Consider the following 17,494-nt stretch of genomic DNA (forward strand, 5'->3'; position numbering starts at 1 on the left):
TTTTAATTTAAATGACTTTCAAGAACCGCTCAAAAGCACTGCGGCCAGTGGCATCGTTTTTAAAAACGCCGGCATCTTCTAAGACCCGTTTAAAAACTAGACCCACTTCTTGATTTAAAATTGTTTCAACATTTTCAGTTGTAAAGGTATGCTGCGCTTTCAACGCATCGGCCCACACTTGATGATAAGCTTTCATCGTATTCGGCTGATCCAAAAGATAGCGGGCAACTTCCTGCAATTCTGTTTTTAATCGTGCTGGTAAAATCGCGCGACCCATCACTTCGATTAAACCAATGTTTTCTTTTTTGATATGCTGCACATCTTCATGGGGATGAAAAATACCCAACGGATGCGCTTTAGAAGTTTGATTATCTCGCAAGACTAAATCAATGGTGTATTGGCCGGCTTTTTGCCGCACGATTGGGGTAATTGTATGGTGCAACACCCCATCAACGACGCCAAAAACCGTCACCGTTGGATCACTATAGGTCTGCCAGACTTTCAAAATATGGGTACTGCAATTAATCAGTGCTTCAATATCTTGACTTTGCAGTCGAATCACTGACATTGGCCAGTCCACAATCCCCGCTTGGATCTCAGGATAGGCCGGTAATGTAAAGGTTTGTCTTAAAGCCGCTTTAGCCATTGGAAAATCATGTCGGCCCCCTTGATAATGATCATGGGTTAACATCGAACCGCCAACAATTGGCAAATCTGCGTTGCTGCCTACAAAATAATCAGGGAATAGCTTAACGATTTCAAACAACTTCGTAAATGTTTTTTGATCAATATGCATTGGTTCATGTTTTGCGGATAAGAAAATGCAATGTTCACTAAAATAAGCGTAAGGTGAATACTGTAATCCCCAGGACTCACCGCTAAGCCGTAAACGAATCACCCGATGATTGGCCCGGGCCGGATAATTTGCCCGCCCGGTGTAACCCTCATTTTCCAAACACAATTGACATTTAGGATAATTGGTTTCTGGGACGGATTTAGCCGCAGCAATCGCCTTTGGATCTTTTTCAGGTCGAGACAAATTGACGGTAATCTCTAAGTCTCCGTATTCCGTAGGCGTTTTATAGCTGATATTTTTAGCAATCGCTTTTGTTTTAATGTAGTCATTTGCCTGACTCAAATTAAAAAAGTAATCGGTTGCCGTTTTCGGACTGATTTGGTAATACTGCCAAAAGGTTTCGTTAATTGCGGTTGGTGTTGGCGTAAATAAGTCCGTCAATTGTGCTTCCAAAATTTCACGGTCACTGACAGTATCCGCTATTTTTTGATTTTTAACTGCTGCCGTCACTAAATTAGCAGCGGTTGTCAAAATCTCATCCGGCAGCTGAGCCACCGTTAGATTTTCCTCACCGACGAGCCGATAAATTAAATTTGTTAAATAAATTTGATCCAATGGTGCAAAAGTTTGTTTTGTAGCAATAATTTGCTGCGCAAAACCTTGTGCTAGATCTGTTGCCATGTTTAATGATCTCCATAACCTTCAGGATGGCTGTTCACCCAAGTCCAAGCCGTCTTGATAATTTTTTCAACATCATCATATTGTGGGGCCCACCCTAAAACTTGCCGTGCTTTTGTAGAATCTGCAATTAAAGTGCTTGGGTCACCTGCTCTTCTTGGGGCCATTTCAGCTGGAATAGCCATGTCGGTCGCCTTACGGGCAGCTTCTAAAATTTCTTTATTTGAAAAGCCTGTAGAAGACCCTAAATTAAAGGCATCCGAATCCCCGCCGTCTAATAAGCGTTGAATGGCCAAAATATGTGCATCAGCTAGGTCCACAACATGAACATAATCACGAATATTAGTGCCATCTTTAGTTGGATAGTCATCCCCAAAGATTTTTAGTTTATCACGTTTACCTTGTGCAACTTCTAAAATAATCGGAATCAAATGGGTTTCTGGATTATGGTCTTCCCCGATGCTGCCATCTGCTTTCGCGCCGGCCACATTAAAGTAGCGCAGTGCGGTATATTTAATCCCATAAGCAATATCGGCCCATTTGATGATTTTTTCCATTGCTAACTTACTTTCACCATATGGATTGGTTGGTACTTGGGGGTCCGTTTCTTTAATCGGAATTTGTTTTGGTTCCCCATAAGTAGCTGCCGTTGAAGAAAAGATAATATTACTAATATGATGCGCATGCATTGCTTCCAACAATGTGATCATACCACCAGTATTGTTATCAAAATATTTCAACGGTTCTGCCATGGATTCCGGTACGATAGAAAAAGCTGCAAAATGAATTACACCATCAATTTCTTCTTGATTAAAGACCGTTTCCAAAAAGCCCCGATCGCGAATATCCCCTTGATAAAAACGCGCTTTAGGATTTACTGACAACCGATGTCCAGTGATTAAATTATCAATTACCGCAACATCATAACCTTTTTCAATTAAACGATCTACTGTGTGTGACCCAATATAGCCGGCACCACCAAGAACTAAAATACTCATAAGAAAGCCTCCATATTTTAAAGTTTTTTAGGGCCGTCCGCGATTTCAGCAATATAAAATGCGGCATCATAGCCAATTGCTTGCTGATAATCTGCGTTAACGGCTGTCACAAAGTCTGGAATGGCTGCCGTTGGTACAATGGCTATGGCACAGCCACCAAAACCAGCGCCAGTCATTCTTGCACCAATTGCCCCATGCTGCCAAGCACTATGGGCAAGGGTATCTAATTCTTGACCTGTGACTTCATAATCATACTCCAATGATACATGAGATGCATTCATTAATCGACCAAATTCAGCCAAATTGCCGTTATTTAAGGCTTCAGTTGCTTGAACTGTCCGCTGATTTTCAAAAACAGCATGTCTTGCCCGACGAATTAAAACGTCATCTTGAATCAAGGCGGTATATTCGTCAAAAGTGTCTTTGTCCAAATCACCTAAAGTCTTAATGTCAATGGCTTTTTGCAGCAACGCTAAAGCTTTTTCACATTCACTGCGCCGTTCATTGTACTTAGAATCTGCTAATTCCCGGCGTTTATTAGTGTTCATAATGACAATTTTATAATCACCCAATTCGATTGGTACTAATTGGTAATCTAATGTATTGGTATCCAATAAAATCGCATGATCCACTTGTCCCATGCCTACTGCAAATTGGTCCATAATACCAGAATTGACACCAATAAATTTATTTTCTACTTCTTGACCAATTTTAACGACTTCAATGGGTTCAATCGTAAAATTAAATAAATCTACTAAAATTTTACCAAATAACATTTCAATTGACGCTGATGAGGACAGACCTGAGCCATTTGGTAAGTTCCCGTTTACAAAAACATCAAAGCCCCGATCAAGCGCATAGCCATGTAAGTCAAAGAAATGCATCATGCCTTTTGGATAATTTGTCCAACTATCTTCGGGGGCATAATCCAATGCATCCAATGAGACTTCAATCAAGCCCTTATCTGGGAAATTAGCTGAATAAAACCGAATTACCCGATCTTCACGCATTTTAACCGCGGCATAAGTCCCTAAACTAATGGCACAAGGAAATACACGGCCGCCGTTATAATCTGTATGTTCCCCAATTAAATTAATTCGGCCTGGTGCAAAATAAGTCGCCGTTGGTGCTTGCCCAAAAACCTTTGTAAAATCAGTAGCCAACGTTGTTTCAATTGCTTCAGGTTGATAAATTTCAACCATTCCGATCACCTCCACAGAAATTAAAGCGTATCCATGGTTATTATTATAACTTAAATTGCTGTATTTTTTAAGTGTTTTTTACTAAAAAATTATTTTATTTTAGTAAAATAGGTGTTGACCACGATTTATTTTTAATTATACGTGTTGTGATATAAAAAAGTTGGACCAAAATTTGATTTTTGATCCAACTTTTTGTATATTTTTTAATTTTGATAGCCTGAGTTATATTGCGAAATTACCCGTGTTGGCTCACGCTCTGGTCTTAAACGCGTTCAGGGGCACTGACTTCTCACTTAACTACGAATTATTTATAAGCGAAATACGCTTATATCGGTTTTATTTTCTAAAACGCGTTCACCAACACTGATTTCTACATATAACTACGCCTTGTTGCCAGTCGCTAGCGACTGTCTGCCAAGTCTAGGTTATATTGCGAAATCACCCGTGTTGGCTCACGCTCTAGTTTTTATGGCTTTCGGTTTCATCTGTCCGCAAGATGGACATGAAGGCTTCTTGTGGGATTTCCACGGAGCCGACGGATTTCATCCGCTTTTTACCGGCTTTTTGTTTTTCCAATAATTTCCGTTTCCGGGAAATATCCCCGCCGTAACATTTGGCTAAGACGTTTTTCCGGTAGGCTTTAATGTTAGATCGGGCGATAATTTTATTGCCCAAAGCGGCTTGAATTGGAATTTCAAACTGCTGCCGAGGGATGGTTGTCTTTAATGCAGCCACAATTTCACGACCCCGTTCTTGGGCAAAGTCTTTATGAACAATGGTACTCAAAGCATCCACCGCTTCACCACTGATCAGGATATCCATTTTAACCAGATCACTGGCCCGATAACCGTCAATATCATAATCTAAGGAAGCGTAGCCCTTTGTATTGGATTTTAAATCATCAAAGTAGTCATAAATAATTTCGGATAGTGGCATATTATAAACGACGTTAACGCGATATTTATCCAAATAATCCATGGTCACAAATTCCCCACGTTTTTTCTGTGATAATTCCATGACAGCGCCCACATATTCGTTAGGGACCATCACTGAAGCTTTCACATACGGTTCTTGAATTTCACTGACACTGGAAGCTTCTGGCAATTCAGAAGGGTTTTCAATCACTGTTTCGGTGCCATCTGTTAAAACAATGTGATAATCCACAGATGGTGCCGTCATGATCAGATCTAGATTAAATTCGCGTTCTAAGCGCTCTTGAACCACATCCATGTGCAAGAGCCCTAAAAAGCCGCACCGGAAACCAAAGCCTAATGCTTTAGAGGTTTCTGGTTCAAATTCTAAAGCAGCATCATTTAATTGTAATTTCTCTAAAGCTTCCCGCAGATCATTAAATTTTGCATTGTCCACTGGATACATCCCGGAATAAACCATTGGCGTAATCTTACGATAACCAGGCAGCGCTTTTTCAGCCGGCCGATCAGCCATTGTGATTGTATCCCCGACTTGGGTATCTTTGACACTCTTAATGCTGGCGGTTAAATAGCCAACATCCCCTGCTGACAAAACTTCTTGGGCAATGGCTTTAGGTGACATTACCCCCACTTCGGTAACTTCAAATTGTTTTTGATTATTCATCAATTCAATCATATCACCGACTTTAACAAAGCCATCTACCACACGAATACTTAAAACGACCCCACGATAATTATCGTAAACGGAATCAAAAATCAATGCCTTAAAAGGCGCATCCACATCGCCAGTAGGTGCTGGGACATCGGTGACAATCCGCTCCAGCAGTTCTGGAATTCCGATGCCTTCTTTAGCACTGGCTAAAATAGCCTCTTGGGCGTCAATGCCAATGGTTTCTTCAATTTCTTCTTTAACTTTTTCTGGTTCTGCGGAAGGTAAATCAATTTTATTGATTAAAGGAATAATTTCCAAGTCATTGTCCACGGCTAAATAGGCATTGGCTAATGTTTGTGCTTCTACCCCTTGTGCCGCATCTACAACTAAAATAGCCCCTTCACAAGCGGCTAAACTTCTTGAAACTTCATACGAAAAGTCCACGTGTCCTGGCGTATCAATCAAATGAAAAACGTAACTTTTACCATCTTTGGCGTGATAATGCAGTTGAACGGCATTTAATTTTATCGTAATGCCCCGTTCTCTTTCCAAATCCATATTATCTAAAATTTGATTTTGCATTTCCCGTTTAGAAACCGTATCTGTTAATTCCAAAATACGATCGGCAATCGTTGACTTACCATGATCAATATGTGCCACAATTGAAAAATTTCGGATGTCTTTTTGGTGCTCAATCATTTCATTGCGATCCATTTCGTGCCCTACTTTCTAAAACTTGTCTAAACAATTATAACAAGCCAAAATAGCAAATACAATTGAACTTATCGGTTCAAGGGATTGACTGTCATTATAACCGCTAACCTTAATGCCGTACACTAAAAAAGAGGCCACGGTAAAATTTGCATCTTAGGCGTAACCTCTATTATTAGATTGTTAGGTATAAGCGATTTACTAAAAGGCTTTATTCCCCTTTTAGATTATCTTTAATCCGGCTGAAAAAACCGCCGTCTTGGGGCTTAATTGTTTCACCAGAGGCTTCCATGAAATCATGCAGCGCTTCTTTTTGTTTCTTATTTAAATTCTTCGGTGTCACAACCCGTACCCGAACGTGCTGATCCCCTGTCCCATTGCCATGTAAATTAGGTGCACCTTTACCTCTTAATCGGAAAGAAGTATCGGTTTGTGTTCCGGCTGGAATTTTTAATTTAACTGGGCCATGAACGGTATCCACATCAATTTCATCCCCTAATGCAGCTTGAACAAAACTGATCGTCAAATCAGAATAAATCTCGGTACCGTCACGATTAAAGTCTTTACTAGCCTTAACTCTAAAGATGATATATAAATCCCCATAAGGGCCGCCGTTAACGCCAGCTTCACCTTGCCCTTGCAACCGCATTTGTTGACCATCATCCACGCCAGCAGGTACTTTAACCTTAACACTGTGGCGTTGGCTTTGATGACCGCTACCATGACAAGTTGGGCATTTTTCTTTGATTTCTTTACCAGTACCTTGGCAGACATCACAAACTTCACGTGTCCGCATCATACCCAACGGTGTCCGCCGATTAACTTCGACATAGCCGCTGCCATGACATTTTGAACAAGTGACTGGGTCTGTGCCTGGTGCTGCCCCGCTGCCGTTACAAGTCTCACATTCAGCTTCACGATTATAAGAAATTGTTGTGCTCTTTCCAAAAATGGCTTCCTTAAAATCTAAATCCATCCGATATTGTAGATCATTCCCTTGTCTTGGGGCCGTTGCGGATTGTTGTTGACCGCCACCGCCACCAAAGAAGGAACTAAAGATGTCATCAAAGCCACCGAAACCGCCAAAGTCGCCGTTGCCGCCGCCAAAACCACCGGCACCGCCAGCGCCATTAAAGCCATCCATGCCGGCATGACCGTATTGATCATAAGCTGCCCGTTTTTGCGGATCACTTAAGGCCTCGTAGGCTTCGTTAACTTCTTTAAACTTCTTTTCTGCATCTGGTGCTTTGTTTAAATCAGGATGATATTTTTTGGATAATTTTCGAAATGCTTTTTTGATTTCATCATCGCTAGCATCGCGAGACACACCAAGGACTTCATAGTAGTCTCTTTTTTCTGCCATGATTTGCCTCCTTACGAAATTACTAAACCTGAATTACTATAACATACTACGGCAAAAAGCAAAATAGTTATTACAAAATATGGTCCATAAGCAGCACTTTAAAGCTGCCGATGGACCATATCAGAGTTAAACTCTAATTAATTATTTTTTGTCGTCGTCATTAACTTCTTCAAAGTCGCCATCAACGGTATTACCGTCACTGCCTTTGTTATCATCGGTATTGCCAGTTGCACCGGCACCATCAGCATTACCTTGCGCTTGTTGTGCTTCTTGCGCTTGTTGGTAAAGTTGAACCGTCAAGTTTTGAATAACTTCGTTTAAAGCATCACGTTTGGCTTTCATATCTTCAAGATCATTTTCTTGTTTTGCTTTTTCCAAAGCTTCTTTGGCATCTTTTGCCTTTTGAATATCATCTTCAGATACTTTGCCTTCGACTTCTTTCAAAGTCTTATCTGTTGTAAAGAGTAATTGATCTACATCGTTCTTCAAATCAACTTCTTCTTTACGTTTGTTATCCGCATCTTCGTTTTCTTGAGCTTCTTTCATCATCCGATCAATTTCGTCATCTGATAAGCCTGAAGAACTCTTGATGGTAATCTTTTGTTCTTTGTTTGTGCCCAAATCTTTAGCGGAAACATTAACGATCCCGTTTTTATCAATATCGAATTTAACTTCGATTTGAGGGACGCCACGAGGTGCAGGTGGAATATCCGTTAATTGGAATCTGCCAAGCGTTTTGTCATCAGCAGCCATTGGACGTTCACCTTGTAAAACGTGGATGTCTACGGCAGGCTGGTTGTCAGCAGCTGTTGAGAAGACTTGAGATTTGCTTGTTGGAATCGTTGTATTACGATCAATTAACTTCGTAAATACACCACCCATTGTTTCGATCCCTAAGGATAATGGTGTAACGTCTAACAAGACAACATCTTTCACATCCCCTGTAATAACCCCACCTTGAACGGCAGCGCCTAAAGCAACGGCTTCATCAGGGTTGATAGAATGATCTGGTTCTTTGTTGGTCCATTTCTTAACGGCTTCTTGAACAGCAGGAATCCGAGTAGAACCACCATTTAAGATCACTTTGTCTAAGTCAGCGCTCGTTACGCCGGCATCTTTCATGGCATTGTCAACCGTAACTTTTGTCTTTTCAACTAAGTCTGCGGTTAATTCTTCAAATTTAGCTCTTGTCAAAGTTGCTTCTAAATGCAATGGGCCATTGTCCCCTGCAGAAATAAATGGCAAGCTAATTTGTGAACTTGTCACACCGGATAATTCTTTTTTAGCTTTTTCAGCGGCATCTTTTAACCGTTGTAAAGCCATTTTATCTTTAGACAAGTCAATGTTGTTTTCTTTCTTAAAGCCATCAACTAACCAGTCCATGACTTTCTTATCAAAGTCATCCCCGCCAAGGTGTGTGTCCCCGTTTGTAGAAAGAACTTGGAAGACACCGTCCCCTAATTCAAGGATAGAAACGTCAAAAGTACCACCGCCAAGATCATAAACTAAGATTTTTTCATCTTTGTCTGTCTTGTCCAAACCATAAGCCAATGAAGAAGCCGTTGGTTCGTTGATAATCCGTTCAACTTTTAAGCCGGCAATCTTACCAGCATCTTTTGTAGCTTGACGTTGTGAATCGTTGAAATAAGCAGGTACTGTAATAACTGCTTGTGTCACTTCTTCACCTAAATAATCTTCAGAGAATTTCTTGATGTATTGTAAAATCATCGCTGAAATTTCTTGAGGTGTATATTCTTTATCTTCAACTTTTACTTTATAACCGGCTTCACCCATATGGCTCTTGATTGAAGAAACCGTATTTGGATTAGTGATCGCTTGCCGTTTAGCAACTTCACCAACTTGAATTTCGCCGTCTTTAAAAGCGACAACAGATGGTGTCGTCCGAGCACCTTCTGGGTTTGTAATAATCTTTGGTTCGCCGCCTTCTAATACTGCAACGGCAGAGTTAGTTGTACCTAAGTCAATACCAATAACTTTTCCCATATACTTAGTAACCTTCTTTTCTTAATTTATTGCGCAACGATAACCATTGCTGGTCTTAAAACACGATCTTTTAACATATAACCGCGCTGTAAAATTTGAACCACCGTATCTGCTTCTTGGTCCGGCTGTTTTGGTATCGTCTGAACCGCTTGATGCAAGTTAGGATCAAATTTTTCGTTTAAAGCTGCAATTTCAGTAATATTATTGTCCTTCAAAGCACTGTTCATTGCTTGATGGACCATTTCAATACCTTTTTTCAACTGTTGACCACTTTCATCAGTCACTTCAACAGTTAAGGCCCGTTCTAAATTATCCAGCCCTGGTAAAATATCCTTTGCTAACCGCTGGCCATCATATTTCAGTAATTGTTCCCGCTCTTTTTTAAAGCGATTGGACATATTACGAATTTCGGCTTGGGCCCGCAAGAATTGATCATCCAAAGCATCGTTTTTAGCTTTTAAAGTTTCAATTTCCTTTTTTAATTCCGGAATTTGGGATGGATCATCTTGAATGATTTCATCCAAATCGGCCTTCGTTTCAGATAATACCTCATCCTTTACAGTTTGAGCATCCGTCTTAGGGTCAGTATCTGTCTCAGAATTTTTTTGTTTGTCGATTTGGGCCTGTGTATCTTCAGGATTCAAATCTTTTTCAGATGGAAAATCATCTTTTTGATCTTTTGCCAATTGAAAACTCCTTCCTTAATTATCCATATCGGAGTAATAGTCCGTAATACGGCGGGCTAGTTCTTCTCGGATCAGGTCCAATAGCCCAATAATACGTGAATATGGCATACTTGTGGGGCCGAGTAATGCGATTACCCCGCGACCGTGATTGGCAATATCATAACTCGTTGTAATTAACGAATAGTTTTGCAGCGTATGGGGCTTGAGTTCATTGCCCAAACGCACAATAATCTTGCCATCAGGATCTGTCTCTACATCCGGCAGTTTCAATAAGTCCGCTAAATCATCATCTTTTTCAAATAACGAGTATAACGTTTTTAGACTTGAAACATCGTTGTTGGCAAAATCTAAAAGATTTAACCGACCGCCAACATAAAAATGATCGGCTGCCGCTTGCTTTAAGATCGTTCCAAAAATATCTAAAAACCCATTTGGTGATGAAACGTATTTCATCAGCATTTGCGGAATGTCCGTTTGAATACGCCGGGCTACTAATGTTAACGGCTGACCCACCAATTCATCATTGATGATGCGCACCGCCCGTTCTAACTCATCGCCACTGATCGTTGTCGGAATATGAAAAATCTGATTCTGAACTGTACCAATGCTGGTTACTAAAATCGCCATGATTTGATGATTGCCTAGAGGTACTAAGCGAAAACCATCTAATCGAATGTCTTGGACATCTGGGCCTAGCGTAATTGCAGTATAACTCGTCAGCGTCGATAAAATCTTAGCCGACTGTTCAACAATATCATCGATCATCTGATACTGTTGGTTAAAAGTTTGCTGAATCACTGCTAAATCATTGTTAGAAACATCACTGGGCTCCAATAAATGATCAAGATAGTAACGATACCCTTTAATTGAAGGGATCCGGCCAGATGAGGAATGGGTTTTATCTAATAAGCCCATTTCTTCAAGTTTAGCCATATCGTTACGAATCGTGGCGGAGCTAACTCTCATTGGCAACTCATTCATCAAATGTTTAGAACCAACCGGTTGTTCAGTTTGCGTATAAATTCTAATGATATTTTTTAAAATTATTGCCTGTCTTTGTGTCAGCATCTAACCACCTCTTTTAGCACTTAAAGACATAGAGTGCTAATACAAGTAATAATATAGCAATACCAGGGGAATATGTCAAGAAAACACCGGTAAAAAAACGATTTTTTTGCAAATTCAGGCTAAAGTCCAACTTTCGTTTTGTCAGGTCTACGACTTGAGTGCTAAGTACGGTCATCTAGTAGAAATTCCGCAAAAACATCATTGCCAAAAAAACGACCTTTTTCCGTTAAGCGGACATAGCCTGCCACTTCGGCCATTAAACCTTTAGCAATTTGTTCATCAATCACCCGGCCATAAACGTCTCGCAGGCTGTAGCCGTATTTTGCTTTAAATTTGGCGTCGCTGACCCCTTGGTTTAGCCGTAAGCCCAAAAACAGCTCTTCTTCAATCTGTTCACTAAGGGGCACTAAATGCCGCTGAAAAATGGGTAATTTATCGGCTTGAAGTGGTGCCATATATTGTTGAATCGGGCCATTATTATGATACCGATCATTATCAATATAGCCATAAGCCCCCGCACCAAATCCAAAATAATGATTGTTCTGCCAATACATTAAATTATGTTTGGATTCCAAACCAGGTTTTGCAAAGTTACTAATTTCATATTGGGCTAAGCCATGCTTTTTAAAGGTTTCCAGAGCTAAATCGTACATATCCGCCTCCACATCTTCACTAGGTAGATGCAATCGGCCTTGCCGCTGGAGATTATAAAAAATAGTTTTGTGTTCCAAAATCAATGAATACGTGGCATAGTGGGGCAACTCTAAATCTAAGGCTTGATTTAAAGTATCTTTAAAATCGGCCAAATCTTGCCCTGGCAGCCGAAAAATTAAATCAATACTGATATTCTCAAAACCAACTTTACGAGCATTGGCAATCGCTACTTTTGCATCTTCACCCGTATGTTTTCGGCCGATCTTTTTTAAAACTTTATCATCAAAAGATTGGACGCCGATGCTCAGCCGATCGACCCCATAATTTTTCATGACTGTTAAACGTTGTTGATCCAACAAATTATTTGGATTGCACTCAATTGTAAATTCTTCAACACTTTGGGGGATAAGTTCTCGAATGCCTTGCAACAGGCGATCTAATTGTTTTGGTGACAAACTAGATGGTGTGCCGCCGCCAATGTAAATGGTTTTAATTTTTTCTGAAGCATGGGCGGCTAAGGTCAGCCGCATTTCTTTTAATAAGAGTTCAATATATGCATCTACGGGCTGATCTTCAATAAATACCTTATTAAAATCACAGTAGTAGCAGATGAAATCACAAAAAGGAATATGAATATAAATTGAAGCTTCTTGGGGCTGTTTAATTACCATAAGGATAAATTCGCTCATTTCTTTTGTGATGCGGTCTTGTCAAAAAATACTTAAAGCTTAAGCCTTAAGCATCATCATTGTTATTTTATTATAAATTATTAAGCGTTATTTTTTAGATTTTTGAAAAAATCTTTAGTGGCGACTTTATCTTTTGCCAATTGATCAATGAGCCCTTGCGCGCCGGTAAATTTAATTTCTCCTCGCAAATAATGATACCAGCAGACTTTTACTTGCTCGCCATAAATAAATTTATCAAAGTCAAAAATATTAATTTCCACCGTGATTCCAGTATCTTCTTTAAAGGTGACATTATAGCCCACCGAGGCCATTGCCGGATACCATTGCCCTTCAAAGCCAACTTGAACGGCATAAATGCCAATGCCTGGGATAATTTGATGATCTTCATTCACTACGTTAGCGGTAGGATAGCCTAACGTTCTGCCCCGGGCTAACCCGTGGACGACGATGCCATCTGTTTCATAGGGATAACCTAATAGTGTCCCAGCTTCATCCACGTTACCTTCTGCGAGACACTGGCGAATGCGGGTGGAACTAATTTTTTCAGTGCTATCGGTTCTTTTACCAACGGTCACCACTTCAAAACGGCCCGCAGCTAAGGTTGGCATGATGGTCATGTTGGCCGTGGCCTGTTCGCCAAAAGTGTAATCAAAGCCGGCGACCGCTACTTTGGCGTGTAAGCCTACCACATATTGATCAATAAAATCTGCTGGCGATAATGCGGCAAAACTAGAGGTGAATTCTACAAAATATAAAATATCAACGCCATTTTCGGCCATTAGTTCAATTTTTCGTGAAATTGGTGATAAGTACTGAATCCCTGTGGGGCCGATATTTTGAAAAACAATGGCTGGATGCTGACTAAATGTCATCACAGCTAATTTTAAACCTTTAGCGGTGGCAATTTTTCGCGCTTCTTGGATGACAGCTTGATGCCCACGATGGACCCCGTCAAAAAAACCTAAGGCTAAAACAGTTTCTGACGGATCAATTGCCTTAATATCATAGGGATGGTGTAGATGGATAACTTTCAAAGTATTACGCCTCAATTCTCGTTTCTTATATTAACCAATGCCGTTATTTTGTAAAAACATCTTTTTAGGTTTATAAACATTGGGATTTTTTTGTCGCAATTGATATAACGCCTTAATATGACCTTGATAAGTCAAGGTAATCAATTCTGGTAAGTCATGAATTTCTAAAAAGGCTCCATTTTGAACTTGCGCCCATTGTTCTGCAGATAAGGCGTATTTCGGATATTGTTCTAAAACACGATCTATTGGGTATAGCAGCGTACTAGCGGTCTGATCCGCAACAGCCGCTTTAAAGTCTTCCAAGGTAACGGTTTCCTTCAAATCAAAGCCACCGCTCTTTTCTCGAGTTAACTGTGACATTAATGCTGGGACCCCTAAATTACGACCTAAATCCACTGCTAATGTCCGAATATAAGTACCCTTAGAAACTTCTGCGATAAATTCAATCGTCTGCATTTTTGTCTGGGGATCATAAGTACTATTTGTATATTCAAAACGATACACATGAACTGGTCGCTTTGGCCGCTCTACTGGCACGTTATGCCGTGCATAATCGTAAAGACGTCGGCCGTTAACCTTAACCGCTGAATACATGGGTGGGATTTGTACAATATCCCCGGTTAAAGCCGCCATCGCTGTTTTAATTGCCGTTTCTGTAAAAGGCTTTTGCAGTTGGGTCTGCTCAATAATAGCCCCTTCCAAATCCTCAGTTTCACTGGCTTGGCCTAATAAAACTTTGCCGGTGTAGACTTTGCCCTGCAATAATAAATAATCCACAACTTTTGTTGCCTGGCCAATGCAAATTGGCAAAACTCCGTCCACTTGAGGATCTAACGTCCCTGAATGCCCAACTTGTTTAATATGCAACGTTTTACGAATCGCCGCCACGCAATCATGGCTGCTCATCCCCGCTGCTTTATATAGTGGTAAAATTCCGTCCACTTAACCACTCCGTTTCTATTTCTCAAATACTTATAGTATACCGTAGAATGCGCAAAAATTAAAAATAGATTTTAGCGAATTTTTTATTTTGGGGCAACAAAAAAACACCCTTACGAGTGCTTTTTGTCAAAATTCTATTTTTCTGTTTCATGGAGCTGGCGAATAAGTTCATCAATTCGTTCCCCATATTGAACAGATTTATCTTGTAGAAAGGTTAATTCTGGAATTTTGTAAATTTTAATCCGTTGCCCTAATTCTCGGCGAATTAAGCCATTTGCTTTATCCAATCCAGCTTGTGCTTTTTCAACATCACTCGCTTTATCAGATAAAATAGAATAGTAAATTTTACAGTGTTGTAAATCACCGGTCAAATCAACACCGGTAATCGTGACCCCATCTACTCTAGGATCTCTGACGCGTTTTAATAAAATATCTGTTACTTCTTTATTAATTTCTTGTTCTACTCGTCCAATTCGATGTTTCATCATGCACCTCCAGTATTGAAATACAATTATTAATTACAATTATTTGGCTGGAACTTCTTCCATAATATATGCTTCAATTTCATCTTCAACTTTAACATCGTTATAGTTTTCAATGGTCAAGCCACATTCAAAGCCTTGACGGACTTCTTTAACGTCATCTTTGAAGCGTTTCAAGGAAGCTAATTTACCTTCATAAATAACGATCCCGTTACGAATCAAACGAACGCCTGAATCCTTTGTAATATAACCGTTATTTACATAAGCACCGGCAATCGTCCCAATCTTAGAAGCTTTATAAGTTTCCCGGATCGTTAAGTTACCCGTCACTTTTTCTTGATAAGTTGGTTCCAACATACCCTTCATGGCAGATTCAACTTCTTCAATGGCATTGTAAATGACATTGTACAAGCGAATATCCACGTCTTCGGTTTCAGTTTGGGACTTTGCATTAACGGTTGGCCGAACATTAAACCCAAGGATGATTGCTTGGCTGGCCGCAGCTAAGGTGACGTCACTTTCATTAATCGCCCCAACAGCCCGGTGAATAATGTTGACGCGAACGCCTTCAACTTCAATTTTTTCTAAACTATTGGCTAATGCTTCAACAGAACCTTGAACGTCCCCTTTGATGATCACGTCAACTTCTTTAAGTTCCCCTTGTTTCATCGATTCAAACAAGTTGTCTAAAGTGACATGGTTTGTATGGCTACGTTCTTCCAATAGTGCTTGTTTTGCCCGTTCTTCACCGGCGGCACGCGCTGTTTTTTCATCAGCAAAAACTGCAAATTTATCAGCTGCTGCAGGGACATCATTTAAGCCGGTAATACTAACTGGTTCAGAAGGCAAAGCTTCTTTAACACGGCGGCCCCGGTCATTGGTCATTACCCGGACACGGCCAAACGTATTCCCGACCACAATTGGATCCCCGACATGCATTGTCCCTTGTTGCACTAATAGTGAAGCGATTGGGCCTTTACCTTTGTCTAAGCGGGCTTCTAAAACAGTCCCGACAGCCCGTTGTTTTGGATTGGCTTTTAGTTCCAGCATATCGGCTTCCAAAAGTACCATTTCCAATAATTCATCAATATTTTTGCCGAACTTAGCTGAAATTTCAACAAAAATTGTATCGCCGCCCCAGTCTTCTGGAATTAAACCATATTCGGTTAATTGTTCCATCACGTGGTTTGGATTGGCGCCTGGTTTATCAATCTTATTCACCGCTACAATAATTGGTGCATGGGCTGCTTTGGCGTGGTTGATCGCTTCAATTGTTTGTGGCATGACCCCATCATCAGCCGCAACGACTAAGATGATAATATCCGTTACATCGGCCCCACGCGCCCGCATGTTTGTGAAGGCAGCATGTCCTGGTGTATCTAAGAAAGTGATGATTCGATCATTTAATTTAACTTGATATGCCCCGATATGTTGGGTAATCCCGCCGGCTTCACCTTCTGTAACATGGGTGTGACGTAATTTATCCAACAGGGTTGTTTTACCATGGTCAACGTGACCCATGATTGTAACAACGGGTGGCCGATTTTCAAGATGTGTGTCATTACTTGTTTCTTCTTCAAAGATTCTTTCTAAATCACTGATGTCCTCTTCGACTTTTTCTTGTGCGCCAATCCCGTAGTCTGTCGCAATTAATTCAATGGCGTCTTTACCTAGTGATTGGTTTTGATTGGTCATAACGCCAAGCATGAACAACTTCTTAACAATTTCTGCGGGTTCACGGTGTAAGATTTTACCTAAATCTTGCGCGTTCATGCCATCTGTATAAATTAATACTTCTGGCAATGGCCGATCTTTACGCTGTGGCATTACTTTCTTAGGGGCATTATTATCTCGGCGCCGATTGTTGCGCTTGTTACGGCGTTTATTATTGTTCCAAGAATTTCCCCGGTTATTGTTGCGGCCGTTATTATTGTTGTTACGATTGTTAAAGCCGCCACCGTTACTGTTGCCATTACGATTATTATTAGCTGTCCCAGAACTTGCAGGACGTTGCGTTGTATTGCTGTTGTTACGTGTATTATTCGTATTATTTGGCCGTGCAGCAGTCGTGTTATTACGATTGCTGTTGTTACGGTTTGTATTATTGTTATTGCTGCGATTTGTATTATTGTTGCTATTACGGTTCGTATTATTATTATTACGATTATTAGCTGTCGTTGTTATAGTACTACCACCTTGAGAATGATTATTGTTGTTATGGGTATTTTGGCCCCGATTTACATTTGCATTGGTTCTTTGCGTATTATTCGCCGATCTAGGTTGGCTATTTTGCGCGTGGTTATTGTGATTTTCTGAAACATGCTGGCTATTAGCAGCCGTTTGTGGTCGATTAGCATTAGTTTTAGCAGGCTGGTGTTGGCTTTGCGCTGGTGCCGGTTTTGCCTGAACAGGCCGTGCTGGTTTTGGCTTTGCCGTGCCGCCTTTTAAAATTTGTTTGATCTTTGTTTCTTGATCAGCTTCCACAGTAGCCATGTGATTTTTAATGTCTAAGCCGGCTTTTTGAGCGGCTTCGACAACCTTTTTACTCGGTAAATCTAATTCTTTTGCAAATTCATAAATTCTTTTTTTCCCCATATCTTCAC

The 17,494-nt window shown here is 40.4% G+C and carries 13 protein-coding genes; all 13 read right to left on the minus strand.

Annotated features, from left to right (window positions below; genetic code table 11):
* Positions 1 to 7: 7 nt before the first annotated feature.
* The 13 genes from EKM93_RS03110 to infB all read right to left on the minus strand — a co-directional run bounded on the left by EKM93_RS03110 (position 8) and on the right by infB (position 17,486).
* Positions 8 to 1,477, minus strand: coding sequence for a UDP-glucose--hexose-1-phosphate uridylyltransferase (locus EKM93_RS03110; RefSeq protein WP_125712983.1), 1,470 nt, complete (start codon positions 1,475 to 1,477; stop codon positions 8 to 10).
* Positions 1,478 to 1,479: 2 nt separating this feature from the next.
* A complete protein-coding gene (gene galE / locus EKM93_RS03115) occupies positions 1,480 to 2,472 on the minus strand; it encodes a UDP-glucose 4-epimerase GalE (protein ID WP_125712985.1) in 993 nt (330 codons plus the stop codon).
* A gap of 17 nt (positions 2,473 to 2,489) precedes the next feature.
* Positions 2,490 to 3,674 carry a galactokinase gene (locus EKM93_RS03120; RefSeq protein WP_125712987.1) on the minus strand — a complete coding sequence of 395 codons (1,185 nt, stop codon included), beginning with the start codon at positions 3,672 to 3,674 and terminating at the stop codon, positions 2,490 to 2,492.
* Between the two features lie 459 nt (positions 3,675 to 4,133).
* On the minus strand, positions 4,134 to 5,972 hold the full coding sequence (gene lepA / locus EKM93_RS03125; protein ID WP_125712989.1) for a translation elongation factor 4: 1,839 nt from the start codon (positions 5,970 to 5,972) through the stop codon (positions 4,134 to 4,136).
* 208 nt (positions 5,973 to 6,180) lie between these two features.
* A complete protein-coding gene (gene dnaJ, locus EKM93_RS03130; RefSeq protein ID WP_125712991.1) occupies positions 6,181 to 7,332 on the minus strand; it encodes a molecular chaperone DnaJ in 1,152 nt (383 codons plus the stop codon).
* Positions 7,333 to 7,473: 141 nt separating this feature from the next.
* Positions 7,474 to 9,336 carry a molecular chaperone DnaK gene (gene dnaK / locus EKM93_RS03135; RefSeq protein ID WP_125712993.1) on the minus strand — a complete coding sequence of 621 codons (1,863 nt, stop codon included), beginning with the start codon at positions 9,334 to 9,336 and terminating at the stop codon, positions 7,474 to 7,476.
* Positions 9,337 to 9,362: 26 nt separating this feature from the next.
* Positions 9,363 to 10,022 carry a nucleotide exchange factor GrpE gene (gene grpE, locus EKM93_RS03140; protein ID WP_125712995.1) on the minus strand — a complete coding sequence of 220 codons (660 nt, stop codon included), beginning with the start codon at positions 10,020 to 10,022 and terminating at the stop codon, positions 9,363 to 9,365.
* 15 nt (positions 10,023 to 10,037) lie between these two features.
* Positions 10,038 to 11,090 (minus strand): heat-inducible transcriptional repressor HrcA, encoded by a 1,053-nt coding sequence (gene hrcA, locus EKM93_RS03145; RefSeq protein ID WP_125712997.1) that lies wholly within the window; start codon positions 11,088 to 11,090, stop codon positions 10,038 to 10,040.
* 161 nt (positions 11,091 to 11,251) lie between these two features.
* Positions 11,252 to 12,415 (minus strand): radical SAM family heme chaperone HemW, encoded by a 1,164-nt coding sequence (gene hemW, locus EKM93_RS03150; RefSeq protein WP_125712999.1) that lies wholly within the window; start codon positions 12,413 to 12,415, stop codon positions 11,252 to 11,254.
* A 98-nt stretch (positions 12,416 to 12,513) separates the two neighbouring features.
* Positions 12,514 to 13,467, minus strand: coding sequence for a riboflavin biosynthesis protein RibF (gene ribF / locus EKM93_RS03155; RefSeq protein ID WP_125713001.1), 954 nt, complete (start codon positions 13,465 to 13,467; stop codon positions 12,514 to 12,516).
* A gap of 30 nt (positions 13,468 to 13,497) precedes the next feature.
* Entirely contained in the window at positions 13,498 to 14,409 is a 912-nt protein-coding gene (gene truB / locus EKM93_RS03160) for a tRNA pseudouridine(55) synthase TruB (RefSeq protein ID WP_125713003.1), read from the minus strand.
* Between the two features lie 134 nt (positions 14,410 to 14,543).
* The gene (gene rbfA, locus EKM93_RS03165; RefSeq protein WP_191988479.1) at positions 14,544 to 14,894 is read right to left on the minus strand and encodes a 30S ribosome-binding factor RbfA; all 351 of its coding nucleotides are present in this window, start codon (positions 14,892 to 14,894) and stop codon (positions 14,544 to 14,546) included.
* Positions 14,895 to 14,933: 39 nt separating this feature from the next.
* Positions 14,934 to 17,486 carry a translation initiation factor IF-2 gene (gene infB / locus EKM93_RS03170; RefSeq protein WP_125713007.1) on the minus strand — a complete coding sequence of 851 codons (2,553 nt, stop codon included), beginning with the start codon at positions 17,484 to 17,486 and terminating at the stop codon, positions 14,934 to 14,936.
* Between the last annotated feature and the right edge of the window lie 8 nt (positions 17,487 to 17,494).

This window comes from Agrilactobacillus yilanensis, from assembly GCF_003946725.1.
In the GTDB taxonomy this organism is placed as follows: domain Bacteria; phylum Bacillota; class Bacilli; order Lactobacillales; family Lactobacillaceae; genus Agrilactobacillus; species Agrilactobacillus yilanensis.